The organism is Acinetobacter sp. YH12094, from assembly GCF_013419295.1.
GTDB classification, from domain to species: domain Bacteria; phylum Pseudomonadota; class Gammaproteobacteria; order Pseudomonadales; family Moraxellaceae; genus Acinetobacter; species Acinetobacter amyesii.
In genome coordinates this window covers 1-18,321 of sequence record NZ_VPAK01000018.1, presented here as the reverse complement: position 1 = coordinate 18,321, position 18,321 = coordinate 1, and the positions used below count along the sequence as shown (strand labels likewise).

Here is an 18,321-nt window from a genome sequence, read left to right as displayed (position 1 = left end):
TTTTTTGTGCTTAAGAAATTAAAATTTCTTAAAGCCTTTGTTGTTTCCGCTAAATGCGCGACTTGGCACAGAGTCATTACGACGCTCACGATTGCCATAATTGTCGTTACGACGTTCACGGTTACCGAAGTTTTCACTGTTGCGATCATTACGGTTATTGTTGAAACCGTCGTTGCGACGCTCTGAACGATTAAATCCATTGCCTTGGAATCCACCTTCAGTACGACGTTCGCCACGGTTGTCTTGATAACCATTGCTTTGTTGTGGCTGGTTTTCGTCACTGTCACGACGTTGTTGGCGTAAGTAACCACCACGACGTGCTGCCATTGGTTTGTCTTGCATACGTTCAGTACGACGTTTCGCCATACCAAACAGGCCAGTACCTTGACGAGGTTTAAGCTCAACGGACTTGGTTAAGTTGTCAATATCTTGTTTATCTAGCTCGATCCAACGACCAGTACGTAGTTCGCGTGGCAGAATTACTGAACCATAACGTGTACGTAAAAGACGGCTCACTTTTAAGCCTTGAGATTCGAAAATACGACGAACTTCGCGGTTACGACCTTCTTTTACGACCACTTGATACCAACGGTTAATACCGTCACCACCAATTTCAGAGAATGACTCAAATTTTGCAGGGCCATCATCTAAAACAACACCTTGTAACATGTTGTTTTTTAATTGAGGAGTGACTTCACCCATGACACGAACGGCATATTCACGTTCGATTTCGCTAGAAGGGTGCATTAAACGGTTCGCCAGTTCACCGTCATTCGTGAACAGCAATAGACCTGTAGAGTTAATATCTAGACGACCCACCATCACCCAACGATCACCTGTAATTTGAGGTAATTGTTCAAATACCGTTGGACGGTTTTCAGGGTCATTGCGTGAACAAATTTCGCCTTCTGGTTTATAGTAAATCAACACACGGCGACGAATTTCGTCTTCAATTTGGAACTGAACTTTACGACCATCGATGCGAAGCTCATCACCCGGTTCAATACGTTCACCCACTTGGGCAACTTGCCCATTTACGCTCACACGACCAGCGGCAATGACTTCTTCCATATAACGGCGAGAACCCAAACCAACGCGTGCGAGCACCTTTTGCAATTTTTCACTCATGACAGCATAACCTTAGAAATTATCATCAACAGTTCACCTATTTATGACTTCGGTGCATTCGCATCGAGGGCCATAAAAGCTTCCTTGGCATCCTGCAGGGGAGGCAATTGGCCCAAAGAGGTTAGACCAAAAGCATTTAAAAATTGAGGCGTTGTAACTAACAACGCGGGTCGTCCTGGGAGTTCACGAAAACCAGATTCTTTAATCCAGTTCCAGTCAAATAACGTACGTAAAATTTGACTATTGTTGGTCACCCCGCGGATTTGCTCAATATCTGCGCGGGTTACCGGTTGATGGTAAGCAATGACAGAAAGAGTTTCGAGCAAGGATGGCGATAAACGAGTTGGTCGTTCAGGCCAGGTCTGTGCAATAATATTACGATATTTTGCACGTACTTGAAAACGGAAACCTTGAGCGGTTTCAACAAGTTCAATTGATCTGCCGTGTTGCAGCATTGAAAGTTGCTGCAAATATTGGCGTAATTCGGTTTTACTGAAACGGTCTTGGAAAGCCTCTTTTAAACGGGCAATACTCACTGCCGCTTCACTGGCAAAAATAATGGCTTCAAGCTGCATCAAAATTTCATGCAGATTATCTTCTGAAGAAACCGCAGTCATTTGTTTAAGTTCAGTGTTCATGCACGTGCTCCCTGAATTGCAAGCGGTGCTTCTACACCTGATGCGACAATTTGGACTTTTTGTTGGCGTGTCAGTTCCAACACGGCCATAAATGTCACGACAACACCCATGCGGCCTTGGCTTGGTTTGAGTAAGTCCGCAAAATCTAATACTTCACCTGACTCAAGCTTAGTTTCAATATAAGCAATACGTTCTTCGAGTAAGACAGGTTCTTGTAAAATTTGGTGGGTAACTGGTTCTGGTCGATTAAAAACACAGAGTATGGCATCACGAAGTAATTGAATGTCATAACCGTCATTGGTTTCGACAATCGTTCCTAAACTGACATTGGTATCGAAAGTATCTCGATCCAATACCGACATTTGACCTAATCTTTCCGCAGCTTGTTTGATGCGCAAATAGGTTTCTAAACGGTCAATCAATTCTTGTTTAGGATCTTGTTCATGTGCTGTGGTCGATTTAGGTTTTGGCAATAATAGGCGCGATTTTAAATCGGCCAATAGGGCTGCCATCACCATATAGTCTGCGGTTAATTCAATATCTAGGGATTTCATTGCATCCATATAAGACAAATATTGGGATGCAATCGGGGCAATATCGACTTGTAATAAGTCGAAGCCATTTTTTTGAATCAGGTAAATCAGAAAGTCGAGTGGTCCTTCGAAATGCTCTAATAGAATTTCAAATGCAGCGGGTGGAATGTACAAATCTTCTGGAATAGCTTCTTGCCACTCATCCAAAACGCGAATGTGTGGAGCATCTTCCATAGAATTATGGACAGTTTGGTTCATTGCAATTATAGGCCACGCGAATTTTCAAAGGCATGCAGACAGCTTTCGCTTCGATCTCACATCGAAAGTAAAAGCACAAAAGTTATAGGGAATAGTGTAATGGAAAAATGCGTTTAAAGAAATTACTGAACGGTTGAATTGGGTAAAAAACTTAAAATTTATAGGGAATAGGCTTTATTTATACATATGTAAAATTTTAAAGCTGTGATATCGATCACATCTTGTGTTAATTGTAAAAAATACACTCATCACTCAATGAACTCATTTAAGCTGTGATATCTGGATGATGGGCGTCCAGCATGAAATGATTTGAATGAATTGACTAAAAGAATATTTGCTATGCCACAACAATATAATCAATGGGGTCAGGCCGTAGGGATGACGTTGGCGCAGTTTGAACCTTGCCAGTTCAGGTGTAAAACCGAAGAGGGGCAATCTGTTCGACTTATTCCGATGTTGCCCGATCAGCTTGATGACAGTCTTTTACAGCGGCTATGGCAGACAGTACAACAAGAACCCGATGAACGCTGTTGGACGTATTTGCCTTATTCTCAAATTCAAAGCATGCAGCAATTGCGTGATTATTTTCAGCAATCCTTTCATTTTGCGGGTTCCATGCATTATGTCATTGAGGTTGGTGAAGCCGTTGTAGGGTGGATTGGTTTGCTCAATGTACGCCCAGCACATGCCGTCATTGAAATTGGCAATGTCTATTTTTCAAGTTTAATGAAGCAATCAACCGCAGCAACAGAAACTATTTATCTGTTGTTAAAAGCATGCTTTGCAGCGGGATATCGACGGGTGGAGTGGAAGTGTGATGACTTGAACGCGCCTTCGAAAAACGCTGCTTTGCGTTTTGGTTTTCAATTTGAAGGGTTGTTTCGTCAACATGTGATAGTGAAAGGTCGTAATCGTGATACTGCTTGGTTTGCGATGTTGGATCAGGATTGGCCAATGTTGTCTCAAGCATATGCAGCTTGGCTCAATACAAATAATTTTGATGAGCAGGGACAACAAAAAATTCACTTAAAAGAATTTATGCAGCTTTATTGCGCTTGAGCAAAAGTACACGATCAAGGCTTTGAACCTGTTAGTAAGACCCTTTGTTCAAGTGCAAATTCGATGATGACTTGGCACTGTGCTTGCGAGCAGAGATTTTGACCAGATGGATGTTTAAACAGCGATTTAACCGTTGATGCATGCAGAAAATAATGAAAATCCTGCGGCGGTGTTATCGCTGTTGGTAAAATTAAATTTTTATCTATTGCCCTCAGTTGAGCCTTGGATTCTAAAGTCCACGGCTCAGTGGCATATATGGCAAGATGATTAAGACTGTTTTGCTCGGAGACACTGAGGTCTATCGCATTTTGGAGCTTGAGTAAAATTTGAAATAAAGTCATCAGGTCGATTCCTTTATCGAAAGGTGCTTTAACCGCGTTTTGAGCAGATGACCTTTACATGCTGTGCCTCTGATCGGTAACAGCATGTATTTAACAGTACATGCTATTCAAAGGCACTGACATCACCGACACCACGGCGAATCACTTCAGGGTATTCACCTGCAAGGTTTACAACGCTAGTGGTATTTAAAGTACCTAAACCGCCATCAATCAATACATCTATGCGTTTGCCGATTTGCAGTTCAATTTCGTAAGGATCATCAATCGGTTCTTTTTGGCCCGGTAAAATTAAGGTCGATGTTAATAAAGGCTCACCCAATTCTTTGAGTAATAATTGGCAAATCGGGTTGCTCGGAATACGCAGTCCAATGGTTTTCTTTTTAGGATGCATTAAACGGCGAGGAACTTCACTGGTCGCAGGCAAAATAAAGGTGGTGACCGCAGGGGTGTTATTTTTCAATAGACGATACATGGCATTGTCGACTTTGGCATACGTGGCAATGTCAGATAAATCTGCACAAATAATCGCATATTGATGTTTAGCATCGAGCTGACGAATTTGGGCAATGCGTTCCATGGCATTTTTGTTCCCAATCTGGCAACCGATGGCATAGGCGGCATCTGTAGGATAAACCACCACATCGCCGGCACGAATCCGTTCAACGGCCTGCGTAATTAAACGGGGCTGAGGATTTTCCGGATGTATTCTTAAATGCAACATGTCGTTTTCCTCTTATTATTAAAAGCTCTAGACATTATGTCGCGGTCTATTCGCTTTGTGCAACGTGAAATGCAGTCAAATTGTATAATTTAATCAAGCATTTCACGTTGAAATTCATTCGCCTGTAACATTTTGCCAGCACGTGTACAGTGGCAAATGCATTGGATAAAGCGCCAAGCATCGCGTGGAAGTTTGGCTTCACCTTTAAAATAAGCCTGTAATTGTGCATAGACATTATCTTTAAAGCTACTGCCATCACCGCCTTCACCAGTGAGGTTATCAAGTGAGACACGAAATTTACGTCCAAAGGCTTTGGCAAATAACCATTCGATCGCTTGGGGCTTAATTTCTACCTGTTCAAAGAGGGCTTGTTGCTCTTTGCTACGACCATCTGGTGCATACCAATAGCCTAAATCGGGAAGTAAACGGCGTTGCTCGCCAGCAATAGTCCAATGGCTAATTTCATGCAAAGCGCTATTGAAATAACCATGAGCAAATTGAATACGGGCAGGGCCGTTTAAATCGGCAGGAAAGTACTCGGGCTCACAGTCACCTTTCACTAAGCACACATTCAGGTGGGAAAACCAATGATTAAAGTGTAAGATGAGCCAATCGACGTGTTCTGTTTCTGTGGAAAGTTTCTCCCAAGCCGAGAGTTGCACTTGGTCGGTTGAAATGTCAGAATCAAGCGTTGAAATTGTGCTCATAAGTGATGAAACATTCACTTCTGTTTGCGGCTGCAACAGATGCATAACTTAAGTTACCCAAATGGTCTGTCTAAATAAGTACAAAATTGTATCTTAATCTTTGACAGAGTACTGATGAATTTGTAGAATTGCCGCCTTAATTATGTCAGCAAATACCTTTCCGGCACAGATTGAGCCGTTTAAATGGGCTGAACAGGGCTTTAAATGGTCAGGAACACTGCCATTATCTCGCTTTGTTCGTATTGCTCGTGAAGCTGTTGGATCAATTGATGATCAATTGATTAACATAGACTGTAAGCTATCAATGGATGCTTATCATCGCATTGTATGGCTAGATGGTCATGTTGAAACAAATGTTCCAATGGAATGCCAGCGTTGTCTGGATACTGTTGAGATCCCACTTGTTTCAAGTTTTCATCTAGCTCTTGTAGATGACGAGTCACTGATAGAGCGCTTGGATGAGGATGCTGATTTCATCGTTTTAGGTGAAAGTGAAGCAACAACCAAAGGTTCATATGATGCGCCTGCGACTGCTGATTTACTCTCACTGATAGAGGATGAATTGTTATTGTTGATGCCTTTGTCACCTAAGCACGACGCTTGTGAACATAAGCATCAACCTGCCGCTGAAGAGCTTTCTGAAGAAAAACGGGACAACCCGTTTGATGTTTTGGCAGGTTTGAAGGGTAAACTTAACTAATTTTTGTGTTATACTCTTGAGTATAAGACAATCGAATTTGTTCTGATCCATTTTTTCGATCTTTGTAAGGAGCCATCATGGCCGTTCAGCAAAACCGTAAAAGTCGCTCTCGCCGTGACATGCGCCGTTCACATGACGCTTTAACCGAGAATGCATTAACTGTAGACCAAGCTACTGGCGAGACTCACCGTCGTCACCACGTATCTAAAGATGGTATCTACCGTGGTCGTCAATTATTCGCTAAAGCATCTGCTGAATAATTGGTGATGTATTAAGCGTCAAGCTTAGTAGAAAAAATGGGAGCGTTAAGCTCCCTTTTTTTGTACCGATTTTTTGTTGCATTTGGCAATTACCAAGACAAAAATTAAGTGTTAAATTTCCGTCCCTGAAACAAGCTTACATGGGATTGTGTTGAATAAATGTCCAAATAGCATAAATTCACCAGTCTTGATAAAGGATTTTTTTATGTCTGCTAAACAACTCGAGCAAGCAGCTCAAGCTACTAAAACTGCATTCGTGTTCCCGGGTCAAGGGTCACAGAAAGTCGGCATGCTCGCTGAACTTGCAGAACAGTTTAGTAGTGTGCAAGCAACATTTGCAGAAGCATCAGAAGCAGTTGGTTTTGATCTTTGGCAAATTGCTCAAAGTGGTGAAGGGTTAAACCAAACAGAATTTACTCAACCTGTACTACTGACTGCCAGTATTGCTTTATGGCGTGTGTGGTTAGAGTTAGGTGGTGTTGCACCGAAATACCTTGCAGGTCACTCATTAGGTGAATACAGCGCCTTGGTTGCTGCAGGTGCGATGAGCCTAGGTGATGCCGTTAAACTGGTGAACCTACGTGGTCAGTTAATGCAAAGTGCTGTACCTGAAGGTCAAGGTGCAATGGCGGCAATTTTGGGTCTAGATGATGCCAAAGTCATTGAACTTTGTGCTCAAGCAGAAGGCCCAGGTTCAGTAGATGCTGCAAACTACAATGCACAAGGTCAAGTTGTCATTGCGGGCGATAAAGCCATGGTTGAAGCGGTTATGGCTGCTGCTAAAGAAAATGGCGGTAAGGCAATCGCACTTCCGGTTTCTGTGCCATCGCATTGTGCATTGATGAAACCTGCTGCTGAACAGTTTGCGACAGCATTGGAACAAACTGCCATTGAGCTGCCTACTATACCTGTAATACAAAATGTAGGCGCTGAAATCGCGACTGATGTAGCGCAATTACGTCAGGCGTTAACTGCACAGTTATACCAATCTGTACAGTGGACAAAGACCATGCAGTATTTGCAAGACCAGGGTATTCAGTACATTGCTGAATGTGGTCCGGGTAATGTCCTTGCGAATCTCGCAAAACGTTTGCCAAATATTGAAAAAGCATTCCCACTCGACACGAAAGGTCGTATGGAAGATGCACTGAATGCCATTTTAGTGGCAGAAGGGAAAATTGCATGACACAAGAACGCAAAGTTGCTTTAGTAACAGGTGCGAGCCGAGGGATTGGAGCAGCAATTGCTCAGCAATTGATTCAAGACGGTTATTTTGTTGTAGGTACTGCAACTTCAGAAGCGGGTGCGGAAAAATTATCTGCTGCTTTTGCTGAAAATGGTGCGGGTAAAGTTCTAGATGTACGTGATACAACTGCAATTGATGCATTGGTATCAGACATTGAGCAAAACTTTGGTTCTGTATTGGTTTTGGTGAACAATGCTGGTATTACCAAAGATAATTTGTTACTTCGTATGTCAGAAGATGATTGGGATGACATTCTCAACATTCATTTGAAAGCCGTTTATCGACTTTCTAAACGTGTTTTAAAGGGTATGACCAAAGCACGTTTTGGCCGAATTATTAATATTAGTTCTGTGGTTGCACATTTTGCTAACCCAGGACAAGCAAACTATTCTGCTGCAAAAGCAGGGATTGAGGCCTTTGGTCGCAGCCTTGCAAAAGAGATGGGAAGCCGCCAAATCACTGTAAATGCAGTGGCTCCGGGCTTTATTGCAACAGAAATGACAGAACAGTTAAGCGAAGAAATTCGTAAAAAGATGAGTGATCAAGTGGCTTTAAACCGTTTAGGTGAGCCGCAAGATATCGCAAATGCCGTAAGTTTTCTTGCTTCTGAAAAGGCAAGTTACATTACCGGAACTGTATTACATGTAAATGGTGGTTTATACATGAGCTAAGCGCTCAAGTATAAACTTTCAAAACGATTTAGATTCAATTAAACTAACGGCATTAAAAACGCCACAAGCAATGAGGAGAATTCCTGTGAGCGATATCGAACAACGCGTAAAACAAGCAGTAGCTGAACAACTTGGTCTTAAAGCAGACGAGATCAAAAACGAAGCTTCTTTCATGGATGACTTAGGTGCAGACTCTCTAGACCTAGTTGAATTAGTTATGTCTTTCGAAAACGATTTCGACATCACTATTCCTGATGAAGATTCAAACGAAATCACTACTGTACAATCTGCAATTGACTACGTTTCTAAGAAACTAGGTTAATTTTAGATTTCAGCGATGCTGATTTAAAAAGCCACCATTCGGTGGCTTTTTTTATGCCGAATATTTTGTTTTTACATTAGCTTACGTTTCTGTCACCAACAACAACTCAAAAGCGGTTATTTTTTAGCTATAAGAATAGAGTTTGAACAATAGTTAAATGATTTAAAACAGTAAAAACAACGGAGAAAAATATGGGTCTTTTTGATTTTGTAAAAGGTATTGGTAAAAAAAATACAGCGCCTGCGGAACCTCAAGCAGCGCCAGCAACACCTTCTGAACCATCTGCACAAGAAATTGCCAATAAGTTATTGGGTCATATCAAAGCACTGGGCTTGCCTGTAACTGGTTTGTCTGTGAGTTATAACGGTACTTCAGATCTAGCAACAGTGAAAGGTCAGGTACAAAGCCAAGCAGATCGTGAAAAGATTATCTTAGCAGTAGGGAATATTGATCATGTGGCACAAGTAGATGATCAGTTAACAGTGACGAGTCCTGAGCCTGAAAGTAAATTCTACACTGTTAAATCAGGGGATAATTTGTCTAAAATCTCTAAAGAATTTTATGGTGATGCAAATCAATACAATAAAATTTTTGAAGCGAACCGTCCTTTGTTAAAAAATGCCGATGACATTTTCCCAGGGCAAGTGCTGCGTATTCCTGCATAAATATTTGTGTTTACAGTAAAAAAGCCATCTTTCGATGGCTTTTTTTTGTATGCGTGAATGGTGGGGTTAAATATAATACGGCTGAAATAATTCAAAATAAGAAATCAATGAAACAAAAAATCATCTTTATTATCTTACTGTTGCTTGCAGTTGTTGTGTGTCTTTGGCCGCGGTAGGATGAGCGTATTGATCCTCGGGTGCTCAAGTGGCAGCAGTCTGAAATTTCTTATCATTCAAATTACACACAAGAGCCGTATTTTAACTTGCTTGGGCTGAATGCTGGAGATCGGTTTTCGGCATTGAATGTTGGGCGCTATCGTTATCATCAAGATTGGGCATTTAGTTTGTTGGGGCAAGAGCATCAGAATGCATTGGGCCAGCCATTGAATGCGAAGCTAACGCGTGAAAAGTGGTCAGAAGAACAGACGAATTTAGTTGCTGAGTTTCAGCAATTGCTGGTCGATGATCCTACGGCGGTTAGTGCATTTGTTGTTGAACATCGTCTGGTGCTTGGTGCGTTGATACAGCAAGAAAAGGTGTCGTTGCAGCGCTTTAACACATGGTTGCAGCATGCAGATCAATACCGCAGTTTAAGTATGCCGAGCAATTCCACATATCCAGACTTAAGTATTTAAATCAGTTGGCGATCCTTTATCTGATCAATATTGCTTTAAATAAAGAGGATAAGCTGGATGCATATATGGCTGAATATCAAAGATTGCAGCAGATGCTTGAGCGCCCGATCTCATTGGTTGAAAGGATGCTGATTCAAAACTGGCTGGCACGTTATGTTCGAATTATACGTAATGAGCAATTAAAGACTGGACAAGTTGTTTATTTGGAGCCTTTAAGTGTCAGTCAGTTGAGTTTGCGCTCAGCAGCACAATTGGAAGCCTATGGCGTATATGCGGTGTTGAAGCGGGTGTAGCAATCATCGGGCTGGAGTACCTCGTTGATGTATTGGTTTTATTTGACAAATCAAACTACGAATCAATTGTTTAAGCAATATGAAAAGGCGGCACAGCTATCTGAGTTTTCTTATCATTCGTTTAGGATGCAGGCTGGTCAAGAGCAGGGATAGTATTCATCTTGGCATATCAAAAACTATTTGGGCAATACTTTGTCCAATATAGAGGGGTGCCTTGGGAGCGCTATGTGCTTGCAGGGCACATTTTGAATGATCGTATTATGATTTTTAGTTTGTTGAATCAGGGTGCGACTTATTTAACGTAGTTGAATCAAAATAGCCACGGCCGACGTTTCTTTAAAAGGAGGGGGTGTTGCGTGCTGAAGTGCCGTATCCGCGTGAGCAATTTAGAGCACACAATTGGAATATTTTAGATAGCTGTGTGCAGTTGTAATTTTTGAATATGAAATAAGATAAATAAAAAGCCCCAATGAGTAGGGGCTTTTTTATAGTCGTTTAGAAGTTAGGTTTCACTACAACTAAAATAACAACCGCAAATAAAATCAAAGTGGGCATTTCATTAAAATAACGCCAGAATTTATGTGACTTATAATGTGCATTTTCGATAAGCTTTTTACGGTAATAACCACAAACAAAATGATAAATCACCAATAGTCCAACCAATCCAACTTTTAAATAGAACCAAAGCGCTTCATGGTAGTGTTGTGTTGCATCACCCCAATCGACGAGGAAGTGCGCCGTGATCAGTGTAGCAATCATTGCAGGCCACATAATGCCACGGTATAGCTTGCGTTCCATGATTTGAAAGCGCTGATGACTCGTAGCATCATCACTCATAGCGTGGTAGACATAAAGGCGAGGGAGATAGAATAGCGCTGCGAACCAGCAAACAACTGCGATGATATGTAATGCTTTGACCCAGAGGAAAGCATCTGATGGAGCATCCATATATTGACCCTTAAAAGGGCGGTGGGTGTGTGCTTTGGCACCGAAGCGCCAAAGCAGCAAACTTTATATTAAGCTTCCCATTTTTTGAAAACGAGGCAAGCGTTTACACCGCCAAAACCAAAACTGTTACTCATCACAGTATTCAATTTTGCATCACGTTTTTCAAGTACGATATCAAAAGGTTTTGCGCCTTCGTCAAGTTCAGTCACGTTGATGTTCGGTGCTATAAAGTCATTTTGCATCATTAAAATAGAGTAAATTGCTTCTTGTACACCTGCAGCACCCAGACTGTGACCGGTCATCGACTTGGTTGAGCTGAGCGGAGGAACTTGCCCTTCACCGAAAGCACGCTCCATCGCTTTAAGTTCAGTGACATCGCCTGCCGGAGTAGATGTACCGTGTGTATTAACATAGTCGATGGTATCCACACCATGTTGTTTAGCTTCTTCTAAAGCCATAAGGATACAACGCGTCGCACCTTCGCCCGATGGTGCAACCATGTCTGCGCCGTCAGAATTTGCTGCATAGCCGACAACTTCAGCCAAAATGTTTGCACCACGTGCTTGAGCATGTTCAAGTGACTCTAGTACAACGAAGCCACCGCCGCCAGCGATCACGAAACCGTCACGGTCAGCAGAGTAAGGGCGTGAAGCAGTCTCTGGAGTGTCGTTATATTTTGAACAAAGTGCGCCCATTGCATCAAATAAAAGACTTTGTGACCAATGGTCTTCTTCACCACCACCGGCAAGCATTAAGTCTTGTTTGCCTAATTGAATCAGGTTGTATGCATAACCAATGGCATCTGCAGATGTTGCACAAGCGCTAGTAATCGTATGTGCAATACCTTGCATTTTAAATGCCACACCCACGTTTGCGGTAATGGTGTTGGTCATGTTACGTGGTACAAAGAATGGACCAACTTTACGTGCACCTTTGGTGTCTAGAAGTTCTTTCATTTCCACAACAGATGCAGTTGAACCACCACCTGACCCACCCGCAATACCGTAACGTGGATTACCACCGATTTGTTCTGCTGTTAAGCCTGCATTTTCTACCGCAGCCAAAGCTGAGTTGTATGCATACATTGCGCATACGCCCATAAAGCGTTTTAAACGGCGGTCAATACCGTCAAAGTTTTGTTCTGCAGCCGCACTGACATGACTTTTAAAATTAAGTTCAGCATAACTTGGGTTGAAACGTGTTCCAGAAATCCCGTTTTGCAAAGAATGAGTGACATCTTCTAATGTATTACCAATGCATGAGTTGATGCCCATACCAGTGATTACAACACGTTTCATCTACAGATCCTTTATAGGTAGTGTGTGAGCAAGCTATTGAAAGTATACGAAGGAAACTTTCTAAATAGGCGAACTCATATAATTTGATTGGAATAATGATAGCAGAAAGCTTTTTGAATTCTTATGGCAAATCCTATGCCTATTGTTGACTGAGCTAATTTGCAACGATGCAGCAAAAAACTTAACTTAAAGATACATATTCAAGTTGTGATAAAGTTTGACTACACCTAGTATTTATCAATAATTTAAAGAATAGTTTTAATGAGGTAGTGAATGGTGAAAACGAATAATAAACCAACGGTAGGTCTACTCTCAAACGCCTTTGGAGTGGCTAAAAAGCTCAGTTCTACTGGGGTGTCCATCATTAATCATGTCGCACCCGAATCCGTAACTAAGGTCATTCAACCTCAAAAAAATGGTCAAACCTTGGAGGGGCAGTCAAGGCAAGCGGGCGTATTTGATGTAAAAAAATATGATAATCCTCAGCAAATCTTACGTGAACACGTTCCAAATGTTTCTAGACAATTATTCGGTCGACATTTTAATACTGTAAATAATGTGGCTAATTTTGTTGCTCCTCAATTTAGTGACAAAATTTCTGATTATTTATTTGATCAACTTAATCATTTTAGTTCGGATATTTCATCTGTAGATGCGGTACTGGATGAAGCTGGGGTACGTGATTTAGAAGAGTTGACACAAGATGTCGATCGTTCGCGTCGTATTAGTCAGGCTCTGGGTGAGCAAAATAAATGGATTGCTTCGATTCAAGGGGCTTTAACAGGTGCGACAGGTGTCATTGGTTCAAGTATTGATATCCCTGCTTCACTGATTATGACTCTGCGAGTGATTTATCAAGTTGGACGTTCTTATGGTTTCGACTTAAGCAAAGAAAGTGACCAAGATATTGTTCAGTTTATTTTTAAACAGGTCGACTTGAGTTTAATTGCAGAAAAACAAACTTTGCTTATGGCAATAAAAGCTCTGAGCAGTACGCTACAAAATAGTGATTTACATCAATTGCAGCAATTGGTGGGTTCAGATACTGATGCAGCAGCATTGAAAAAATATGTACTAGATGAAAATGGTCAGTTTAAGTGGGCATGGCTCAATCAAATGCCAAAAGTTTCATTGTTAAATCAGCTATCACGATTATCTCCTGTGGCGAGTGTTGGTGTAAGTGTGGTGTATAGTCGCCGTTTAGTGGATGAAGTGAATCAGAAGGCACAGCAAGTCTTTTCTAATGCGCGCCAATATATTTTGCAGCATCAGGATATTAGCTTGTCACCTTTACATGCCTATGAGCGTTCTCTTGAGTTGCTTGCTCAAGCAACACCTAAATTACTAGAAGGTATTAAGGCGAAAGATATTGATTTGGCTGAGCCTGTACTAGATCAGACCATAGATGTTACAGGTCATGAGAGTATCCGCGCAGTAAAAGTCACTAAAAAAGCACAAGTTAAAAACTCTGATGCAGCCGAAGTGGAAGTAGAGCAGGAACAAAAAGTCTCAGAAGGTTTGGAGGCACTTGCGGAGAAAGTTGTTGAGCCTCATACACCCGGGGCTGCGCAAAAACCTGCTTTAGCTGAAAAAGATGAGTTTAATGTGTTGGAATCTGTACAGCAGGAGGATGTCCCAGTGGAAAAAGCTGCACCCAAAACTAAGCCGCGTAAAGCCAAAACAGCAGCCGTAGATAAAGTTACAAAAAAATCAGCAGATTCTTCTGAAAAATAAACTATTTATTTGTGGGTGAAAAATTGCGCAACTCATGATGAATAAATGTTTTCGATGATCGTATATTGTTGACCAATTTTAAGTCTTCGCTTACAATTGCATGCCCTCAAAAAGTAGTATTTTTTGGGGCTTTTTATTAACGGGAGAATTGCCAAATGGCAACAACAAATCAGTTGATCCGTAAGGGTCGTACAACTTTAGTTGAAAAATCTAAAGTTCCTGCGTTGAAGGCTTGTCCACAACGTCGTGGTGTTTGTACACGTGTTTACACAACTACACCTAAAAAACCTAACTCAGCAATGCGTAAAGTTTGCCGTGTTCGCTTAACTTCAGGTTTTGAAGTTTCTAGCTACATCGGTGGTGAAGGCCATAACCTACAAGAGCACAGTGTTGTTCTTATCCGTGGTGGTCGTGTTAAAGATTTACCAGGTGTACGTTACCATACCGTTCGTGGTTCTTTAGACTGTGCTGGTGTTAAAGATCGTAACCAGTCTCGTTCTAAATACGGTGCTAAACGTCCTAAGAAATAATCTGAAAAGATTGGCTTCTTAGTTCGTTAGAACTGCAATCCTTTATCGTCTCGCTTGTCTGATTTCTGCATTTTTTGTGAAAATTCCAAGCGACGTATAGTAAGGCCAGCGAAAGCACATGACACTTTGTGCACCTGCTGGAGTAACCTGAAGTGTCATATTTATTAGGTGTATTAAAATGCCAAGACGTCGCGTAGTTGCTGCCCGTGAAATCCTTCCGGATCCTAAGTTCAGCAGCCAAACAATCGCTAAATTCATGAACCACGTAATGCAAGATGGTAAAAAATCTATTGCTGAAAGTATCGTTTACGGTGCTTTAGACCGCGTTCAAGAAAAATCTAAAGTAGACCCAGTTGAATTTTTCGAGACTACTCTTGAAAAAGTTCGTCCTATGGTCGAAGTAAAAGCACGCCGTGTTGGTGGTGCTACATACCAAGTGCCTATGGAAGTACGCCCATCCCGTCGTACTGCCTTGGCTATGCGTTGGTTAGTAGATGCTGCTGCTAAGCGTTCTGAAAAAACTATGGCTTTACGTCTTGCTGGTGAGTTGCTTGATGCAGCTGAAGGTAAAGGCGCAGCGATCAAAAAACGTGAAGATGTGCATCGTATGGCTGAAGCCAACAAAGCCTTCTCTCATTACCGTTTCTAAGCGGATAAAACAGCCCCTATTCAGGAGGGTGATAAATCAGTTGTCACTGTTTTGTCATCGAATCGCTTTAAGTTGCTATGCAGCTTAAAGCGTCCTGTTTTAAACAACAAAATTTAGGAATGCTAGAAATCATGGCTCGTCAAACCCCAATTTCTCGTTATCGTAACATTGGTATCTCTGCGCACATTGATGCTGGTAAAACTACCACTTCAGAACGTATTTTGTTCTACACAGGTGAGAGTCACAAACTTGGTGAAACTCACGAAGGTTCTGCAACTACAGACTGGATGGAACAAGAGCAAGAACGTGGTATTACTATTACCTCAGCGGCAGTAACATGCTTCTGGAAAGGGATGGGTAACCAATTCGAACAGCACCGTATTAACGTAATTGATACCCCAGGACACGTAGACTTCACGATTGAAGTTGAACGTTCTATGCGTGTTCTTGACGGTGCATGCATGGTTTACTGTGCTGTAGGTGGTGTACAACCTCAGTCTGAAACTGTATGGCGTCAAGCAAATAAATATAAAGTTCCACGTATTGCATTCGTGAACAAAATGGACCGTACTGGTGCGAACTTCTTCCGTGCTGTTGAACAAGTTAAAACACGTCTTGGTGGTAATCCAGTGCCAATCGTTGTTCCAATCGGTGCAGAAGAAAACTTCCAGGGTGTTGTTGACCTAATCGAAATGAAAGCGATTATCTGGGACGAAGCGTCTCAAGGTATGAAGTTTGAATATGGCGAAATCCCTGCTGAATTAGTTGATACTGCTAACGAATGGCGTACTAACATGGTTGAAGCTGCTGCGGAAGCATCAGAAGAACTCATGGACAAGTACCTTGAAGAAGGTGAGTTAACTAAAGAAGAAATCGTTTCAGGTTTACGTGCACGTACATTGTTGAATGAAATTCAACCAATGCTTTGTGGTTCAGCGTTCAAAAACAAAGGTGTTCAACGTATGTTGGATGCTGTAATTGAATTCTTACCTGCGCCGACTGATGTCGAGGCGATTAAAGGTATCCTTGACGACAAAGACGAAACTGAAGGTTCTCGTGAAGCGTCTGATGATGCTCCGTTCTCTGCGCTTGCGTTCAAAATCATGAACGACAAATTTGTAGGTAACTTAACATTCGTACGTGTTTACTCTGGTGTGCTTAAAGCAGGTAGCCCTTGCTATAACCCAGTTAAAATGAAGCGCGAACGTGTTGGCCGTATCGTACAGATGCACGCAAATGACCGTCACGATATTGAAGAAATTCGTGCGGGTGATATCGCAGCATGTGTAGGTCTTAAAGATACTACGACTGGTGATACATTATGTGATGAAAATAATGTAATTACACTAGAGCGTATGGAATTCCCAGAGCCAGTAATTGCGCTTGCGGTTGAGCCTAAAACTAAAGCTGACCAAGAAAAAATGTCTGTTGCTTTAGGTCGTTTGGCGAAAGAAGATCCATCATTCCGCGTACGTACTGACGAAGAATCTGGTCAAACAATTATTGCTGGTATGGGTGAGCTTCACCTTGACATTATTGTTGACCGTATGAAGCGTGAATTCAACGTTGAAGCGAACATTGGTAAACCAATGGTAGCTTACCGTGAAACGATCAAAAAATCAGTTGAACAAGAAGGTAAGTTCGTACGTCAAACTGGTGGTAAAGGTAAGTTTGGTCACGTATACGTACGTTTAGAACCACTTGCTGAAGATGCTGGTAAAGACTACGAGTTCGCTGAAGAAGTTGTTGGTGGTGTAGTACCTAAAGAATTCTTCGGTGCGGTTGACAAAGGTATCCAAGAACGTATGAAGAATGGTGTCCTAGCTGGTTATCCAGTTGTTGGCATCAAAGCGACATTGTTCGATGGTTCTTACCATGACGTCGACTCTGACGAATTATCGTTCAAAATGGCTGGTTCTTACGCATTCCGTGACGGTTTCATGAAAGCAGATCCTGTTCTTCTTGAGCCTATCATGAAAGTTGAAGTAGAAACTCCAGAAGACTACATGGGCGATATCATGGGTGACTTAAACCGTCGTCGTGGTCTTGTTCAAGGTATGGACGATTTACCTGGTGGTACTAAAGCTATCCGTGCAGAAGTTCCACTTTCTGAGATGTTTGGTTACGCAACTCATATGCGTTCTATGTCTCAAGGTCGTGCGACTTATTCTATGGAATTCGCTAAATACGCTGAAACACCACGTAACGTGGCTGAAGGCATCATCGCTAAGTTCCAATCTGGCGGTAAAAAAGGTGACGACGAGTAATCTTTCGATTACTATAAGCCCAAACTAATTCATAGTTAAAAACCAAATGCTCATGCAGTATCCCTGCATGAGTAGTTTAAAAAGGAAGATCTCATGGCTAAGGCTAAGTTCGAACGTAATAAGCCACACGTTAACGTGGGTACAATTGGTCACGTCGACCACGGTAAAACTACTTTAACAGCTGCAATTGCAACTGTATGTGCAAAAAAATTCGGTGGTGAAGCGAAAGATTACGCTGCAATCGACTCTGCACCAGAAGAAAAAGCACGTGGTATTACAATTAATACTTCACACGTAGAATACGATTCTCCAATCCGTCACTACGCTCACGTAGACTGCCCAGGTCACGCCGATTATGTTAAAAACATGATCACTGGTGCGGCTCAGATGGACGGTGCGATCCTGGTTTGTTCAGCGACTGATGGTCCAATGCCACAAACTCGTGAACACATCCTCCTTTCTCGTCAAGTAGGTGTACCTTATATCGTTGTATTCCTAAACAAATGCGATATCGTAGACGACGAAGAATTAATTGAATTAGTAGAAATGGAAGTTCGTGAACTTCTTTCTACTTATGACTTCCCAGGCGACGACACTCCAGTAATCCGTGGTTCTGCTCTTGCAGCGCTTAATGGTGAAGCTGGTCAATACGGCGAAGATGCTGTAGTTGCTCTTGTTGAAGCTCTTGACTCTTACATCCCAGAACCAGAACGTGCTA

General features: G+C 41.9%; 22 protein-coding genes. 14 read left to right on the top strand and 8 right to left on the bottom strand.

Features of this window, described 5'->3' with window-relative positions:
* Positions 1 to 18: 18 nt before the first annotated feature.
* From rluB to FTU34_RS12975, 3 genes are read right to left on the bottom strand one after another with little or no spacing between them, the layout of a single operon-like run.
* Positions 19 to 1,128 (bottom strand): 23S rRNA pseudouridine(2605) synthase RluB, encoded by a 1,110-nt coding sequence (gene rluB, locus FTU34_RS12985; RefSeq protein ID WP_180035867.1) that lies wholly within the window; start codon positions 1,126 to 1,128, stop codon positions 19 to 21.
* Positions 1,129 to 1,169: 41 nt separating this feature from the next.
* The gene (gene scpB / locus FTU34_RS12980) at positions 1,170 to 1,766 is read right to left on the bottom strand and encodes an SMC-Scp complex subunit ScpB (protein ID WP_078190063.1); all 597 of its coding nucleotides are present in this window, start codon (positions 1,764 to 1,766) and stop codon (positions 1,170 to 1,172) included.
* Positions 1,763 to 2,557, bottom strand: coding sequence for a ScpA family protein (locus FTU34_RS12975; RefSeq protein WP_180035866.1), 795 nt, complete (start codon positions 2,555 to 2,557; stop codon positions 1,763 to 1,765). Before FTU34_RS12975 ends, scpB begins: the two co-directional genes overlap by 4 nt.
* Before the next feature lie 339 nt (positions 2,558 to 2,896).
* Between FTU34_RS12975 and FTU34_RS12970 the strand changes: the two genes are divergently transcribed.
* Complete coding sequence (locus FTU34_RS12970) at positions 2,897 to 3,616, top strand: GNAT family N-acetyltransferase (RefSeq protein WP_180035865.1); 720 nt, start codon at positions 2,897 to 2,899, stop codon at positions 3,614 to 3,616.
* A 14-nt stretch (positions 3,617 to 3,630) separates the two neighbouring features.
* Here FTU34_RS12970 and FTU34_RS12965 read toward each other — a convergent pair whose 3' ends face one another.
* From FTU34_RS12965 to FTU34_RS12955, 3 genes are all read right to left on the bottom strand, one after another.
* Positions 3,631 to 3,957, bottom strand: coding sequence for a hypothetical protein (locus FTU34_RS12965; protein WP_180035864.1), 327 nt, complete (start codon positions 3,955 to 3,957; stop codon positions 3,631 to 3,633).
* Between the two features lie 103 nt (positions 3,958 to 4,060).
* Positions 4,061 to 4,678, bottom strand: a complete 618-nt coding sequence (locus FTU34_RS12960; protein WP_078190059.1) for an L-threonylcarbamoyladenylate synthase — start codon at positions 4,676 to 4,678, stop codon at positions 4,061 to 4,063.
* A gap of 89 nt (positions 4,679 to 4,767) precedes the next feature.
* Positions 4,768 to 5,430, bottom strand: coding sequence for an elongation factor P hydroxylase (locus FTU34_RS12955; RefSeq protein WP_078194224.1), 663 nt, complete (start codon positions 5,428 to 5,430; stop codon positions 4,768 to 4,770).
* A 97-nt stretch (positions 5,431 to 5,527) separates the two neighbouring features.
* Between FTU34_RS12955 and FTU34_RS12950 the strand changes: the two genes are divergently transcribed.
* The 8 genes from FTU34_RS12950 to FTU34_RS12915 all read left to right on the top strand — a co-directional run bounded on the left by FTU34_RS12950 (position 5,528) and on the right by FTU34_RS12915 (position 10,177).
* On the top strand, positions 5,528 to 6,085 hold the full coding sequence (locus FTU34_RS12950; protein ID WP_180035863.1) for a DUF177 domain-containing protein: 558 nt from the start codon (positions 5,528 to 5,530) through the stop codon (positions 6,083 to 6,085).
* 77 nt (positions 6,086 to 6,162) lie between these two features.
* Positions 6,163 to 6,345 carry a 50S ribosomal protein L32 gene (gene rpmF / locus FTU34_RS12945; RefSeq protein ID WP_004279227.1) on the top strand — a complete coding sequence of 61 codons (183 nt, stop codon included), beginning with the start codon at positions 6,163 to 6,165 and terminating at the stop codon, positions 6,343 to 6,345.
* 205 nt (positions 6,346 to 6,550) lie between these two features.
* Complete coding sequence (fabD, locus tag FTU34_RS12940) at positions 6,551 to 7,531, top strand: ACP S-malonyltransferase (protein ID WP_168379587.1); 981 nt, start codon at positions 6,551 to 6,553, stop codon at positions 7,529 to 7,531.
* On the top strand, positions 7,528 to 8,262 hold the full coding sequence (gene fabG, locus FTU34_RS12935; RefSeq protein ID WP_180035862.1) for a 3-oxoacyl-ACP reductase FabG: 735 nt from the start codon (positions 7,528 to 7,530) through the stop codon (positions 8,260 to 8,262). Before fabD ends, fabG begins: the two co-directional genes overlap by 4 nt.
* A gap of 85 nt (positions 8,263 to 8,347) precedes the next feature.
* Positions 8,348 to 8,584, top strand: coding sequence for an acyl carrier protein (acpP, locus tag FTU34_RS12930; protein WP_078190054.1), 237 nt, complete (start codon positions 8,348 to 8,350; stop codon positions 8,582 to 8,584).
* Positions 8,585 to 8,775: 191 nt separating this feature from the next.
* Positions 8,776 to 9,249 (top strand): peptidoglycan-binding protein LysM, encoded by a 474-nt coding sequence (gene lysM, locus FTU34_RS12925; RefSeq protein WP_078190053.1) that lies wholly within the window; start codon positions 8,776 to 8,778, stop codon positions 9,247 to 9,249.
* A gap of 197 nt (positions 9,250 to 9,446) precedes the next feature.
* Complete coding sequence (locus FTU34_RS12920) at positions 9,447 to 9,884, top strand: hypothetical protein (RefSeq protein ID WP_180035861.1); 438 nt, start codon at positions 9,447 to 9,449, stop codon at positions 9,882 to 9,884.
* A gap of 65 nt (positions 9,885 to 9,949) precedes the next feature.
* On the top strand, positions 9,950 to 10,177 hold the full coding sequence (locus FTU34_RS12915) for a hypothetical protein (protein ID WP_180035860.1): 228 nt from the start codon (positions 9,950 to 9,952) through the stop codon (positions 10,175 to 10,177).
* A 495-nt stretch (positions 10,178 to 10,672) separates the two neighbouring features.
* Here the strand turns inward: FTU34_RS12915 and hemJ are convergent, their stop codons facing one another.
* Both hemJ and FTU34_RS12905 read right to left on the bottom strand, forming a co-directional pair.
* Complete coding sequence (gene hemJ / locus FTU34_RS12910) at positions 10,673 to 11,125, bottom strand: protoporphyrinogen oxidase HemJ (RefSeq protein WP_180025031.1); 453 nt, start codon at positions 11,123 to 11,125, stop codon at positions 10,673 to 10,675.
* Positions 11,126 to 11,193: 68 nt separating this feature from the next.
* Positions 11,194 to 12,423, bottom strand: coding sequence for a beta-ketoacyl synthase N-terminal-like domain-containing protein (locus FTU34_RS12905; protein WP_111885033.1), 1,230 nt, complete (start codon positions 12,421 to 12,423; stop codon positions 11,194 to 11,196).
* Between the two features lie 273 nt (positions 12,424 to 12,696).
* On the opposite strand from FTU34_RS12905, the gene FTU34_RS12900 reads away from it, so the two are divergent.
* From FTU34_RS12900 to FTU34_RS12880, 5 genes are all read left to right on the top strand, one after another.
* On the top strand, positions 12,697 to 14,157 hold the full coding sequence (locus tag FTU34_RS12900; RefSeq protein ID WP_180035859.1) for an EcsC family protein: 1,461 nt from the start codon (positions 12,697 to 12,699) through the stop codon (positions 14,155 to 14,157).
* 155 nt (positions 14,158 to 14,312) lie between these two features.
* The gene (gene rpsL / locus FTU34_RS12895) at positions 14,313 to 14,687 is read left to right on the top strand and encodes a 30S ribosomal protein S12 (RefSeq protein WP_000246374.1); all 375 of its coding nucleotides are present in this window, start codon (positions 14,313 to 14,315) and stop codon (positions 14,685 to 14,687) included.
* 178 nt (positions 14,688 to 14,865) lie between these two features.
* On the top strand, positions 14,866 to 15,336 hold the full coding sequence (rpsG, locus tag FTU34_RS12890) for a 30S ribosomal protein S7 (protein ID WP_005011815.1): 471 nt from the start codon (positions 14,866 to 14,868) through the stop codon (positions 15,334 to 15,336).
* A gap of 131 nt (positions 15,337 to 15,467) precedes the next feature.
* Positions 15,468 to 17,603: an elongation factor G gene (gene fusA, locus FTU34_RS12885; protein WP_111885035.1), complete on the top strand. Its 2,136-nt coding sequence runs from the start codon at positions 15,468 to 15,470 to the stop codon at positions 17,601 to 17,603.
* A 93-nt stretch (positions 17,604 to 17,696) separates the two neighbouring features.
* Positions 17,697 to 18,321: GTP-binding protein (locus FTU34_RS12880; protein ID WP_180035858.1), on the top strand; the 625-nt coding region annotated here is incomplete at its 3' end.

Bases quoted from the DNA above. Each gene is read 5' to 3' on its own strand.
- scpB (WP_078190063.1), bottom strand. From the start codon at position 1,766: ATGAACACTGAACTTAAACAAATGACTGCGGTTTCTTCAGAAGATAAT.
- fabG (WP_180035862.1), top strand. From the start codon at position 7,528: ATGACACAAGAACGCAAAGTTGCTTTAGTAACAGGTGCGAGCCGAGGG.
- fusA (WP_111885035.1), top strand. From the start codon at position 15,468: ATGGCTCGTCAAACCCCAATTTCTCGTTATCGTAACATTGGTATCTCT.
- FTU34_RS12975 (WP_180035866.1), bottom strand. From the start codon at position 2,557: ATGAACCAAACTGTCCATAATTCTATGGAAGATGCTCCACACATTCGC.
- FTU34_RS12955 (WP_078194224.1), bottom strand. From the start codon at position 5,430: ATGCATCTGTTGCAGCCGCAAACAGAAGTGAATGTTTCATCACTTATG.
- hemJ (WP_180025031.1), bottom strand. From the start codon at position 11,125: ATGGATGCTCCATCAGATGCTTTCCTCTGGGTCAAAGCATTACATATC.
- lysM (WP_078190053.1), top strand. From the start codon at position 8,776: ATGGGTCTTTTTGATTTTGTAAAAGGTATTGGTAAAAAAAATACAGCG.
- rpsG (WP_005011815.1), top strand. From the start codon at position 14,866: ATGCCAAGACGTCGCGTAGTTGCTGCCCGTGAAATCCTTCCGGATCCT.
- rpsL (WP_000246374.1), top strand. From the start codon at position 14,313: ATGGCAACAACAAATCAGTTGATCCGTAAGGGTCGTACAACTTTAGTT.
- rluB (WP_180035867.1), bottom strand. From the start codon at position 1,128: ATGAGTGAAAAATTGCAAAAGGTGCTCGCACGCGTTGGTTTGGGTTCT.
- FTU34_RS12915 (WP_180035860.1), top strand. From the start codon at position 9,950: ATGGCTGAATATCAAAGATTGCAGCAGATGCTTGAGCGCCCGATCTCA.
- FTU34_RS12965 (WP_180035864.1), bottom strand. From the start codon at position 3,957: ATGACTTTATTTCAAATTTTACTCAAGCTCCAAAATGCGATAGACCTC.
- fabD (WP_168379587.1), top strand. From the start codon at position 6,551: ATGTCTGCTAAACAACTCGAGCAAGCAGCTCAAGCTACTAAAACTGCA.
- FTU34_RS12905 (WP_111885033.1), bottom strand. From the start codon at position 12,423: ATGAAACGTGTTGTAATCACTGGTATGGGCATCAACTCATGCATTGGT.
- rpmF (WP_004279227.1), top strand. From the start codon at position 6,163: ATGGCCGTTCAGCAAAACCGTAAAAGTCGCTCTCGCCGTGACATGCGC.
- FTU34_RS12900 (WP_180035859.1), top strand. From the start codon at position 12,697: ATGGTGAAAACGAATAATAAACCAACGGTAGGTCTACTCTCAAACGCC.
- FTU34_RS12970 (WP_180035865.1), top strand. From the start codon at position 2,897: ATGCCACAACAATATAATCAATGGGGTCAGGCCGTAGGGATGACGTTG.
- FTU34_RS12960 (WP_078190059.1), bottom strand. From the start codon at position 4,678: ATGTTGCATTTAAGAATACATCCGGAAAATCCTCAGCCCCGTTTAATT.
- FTU34_RS12950 (WP_180035863.1), top strand. From the start codon at position 5,528: ATGTCAGCAAATACCTTTCCGGCACAGATTGAGCCGTTTAAATGGGCT.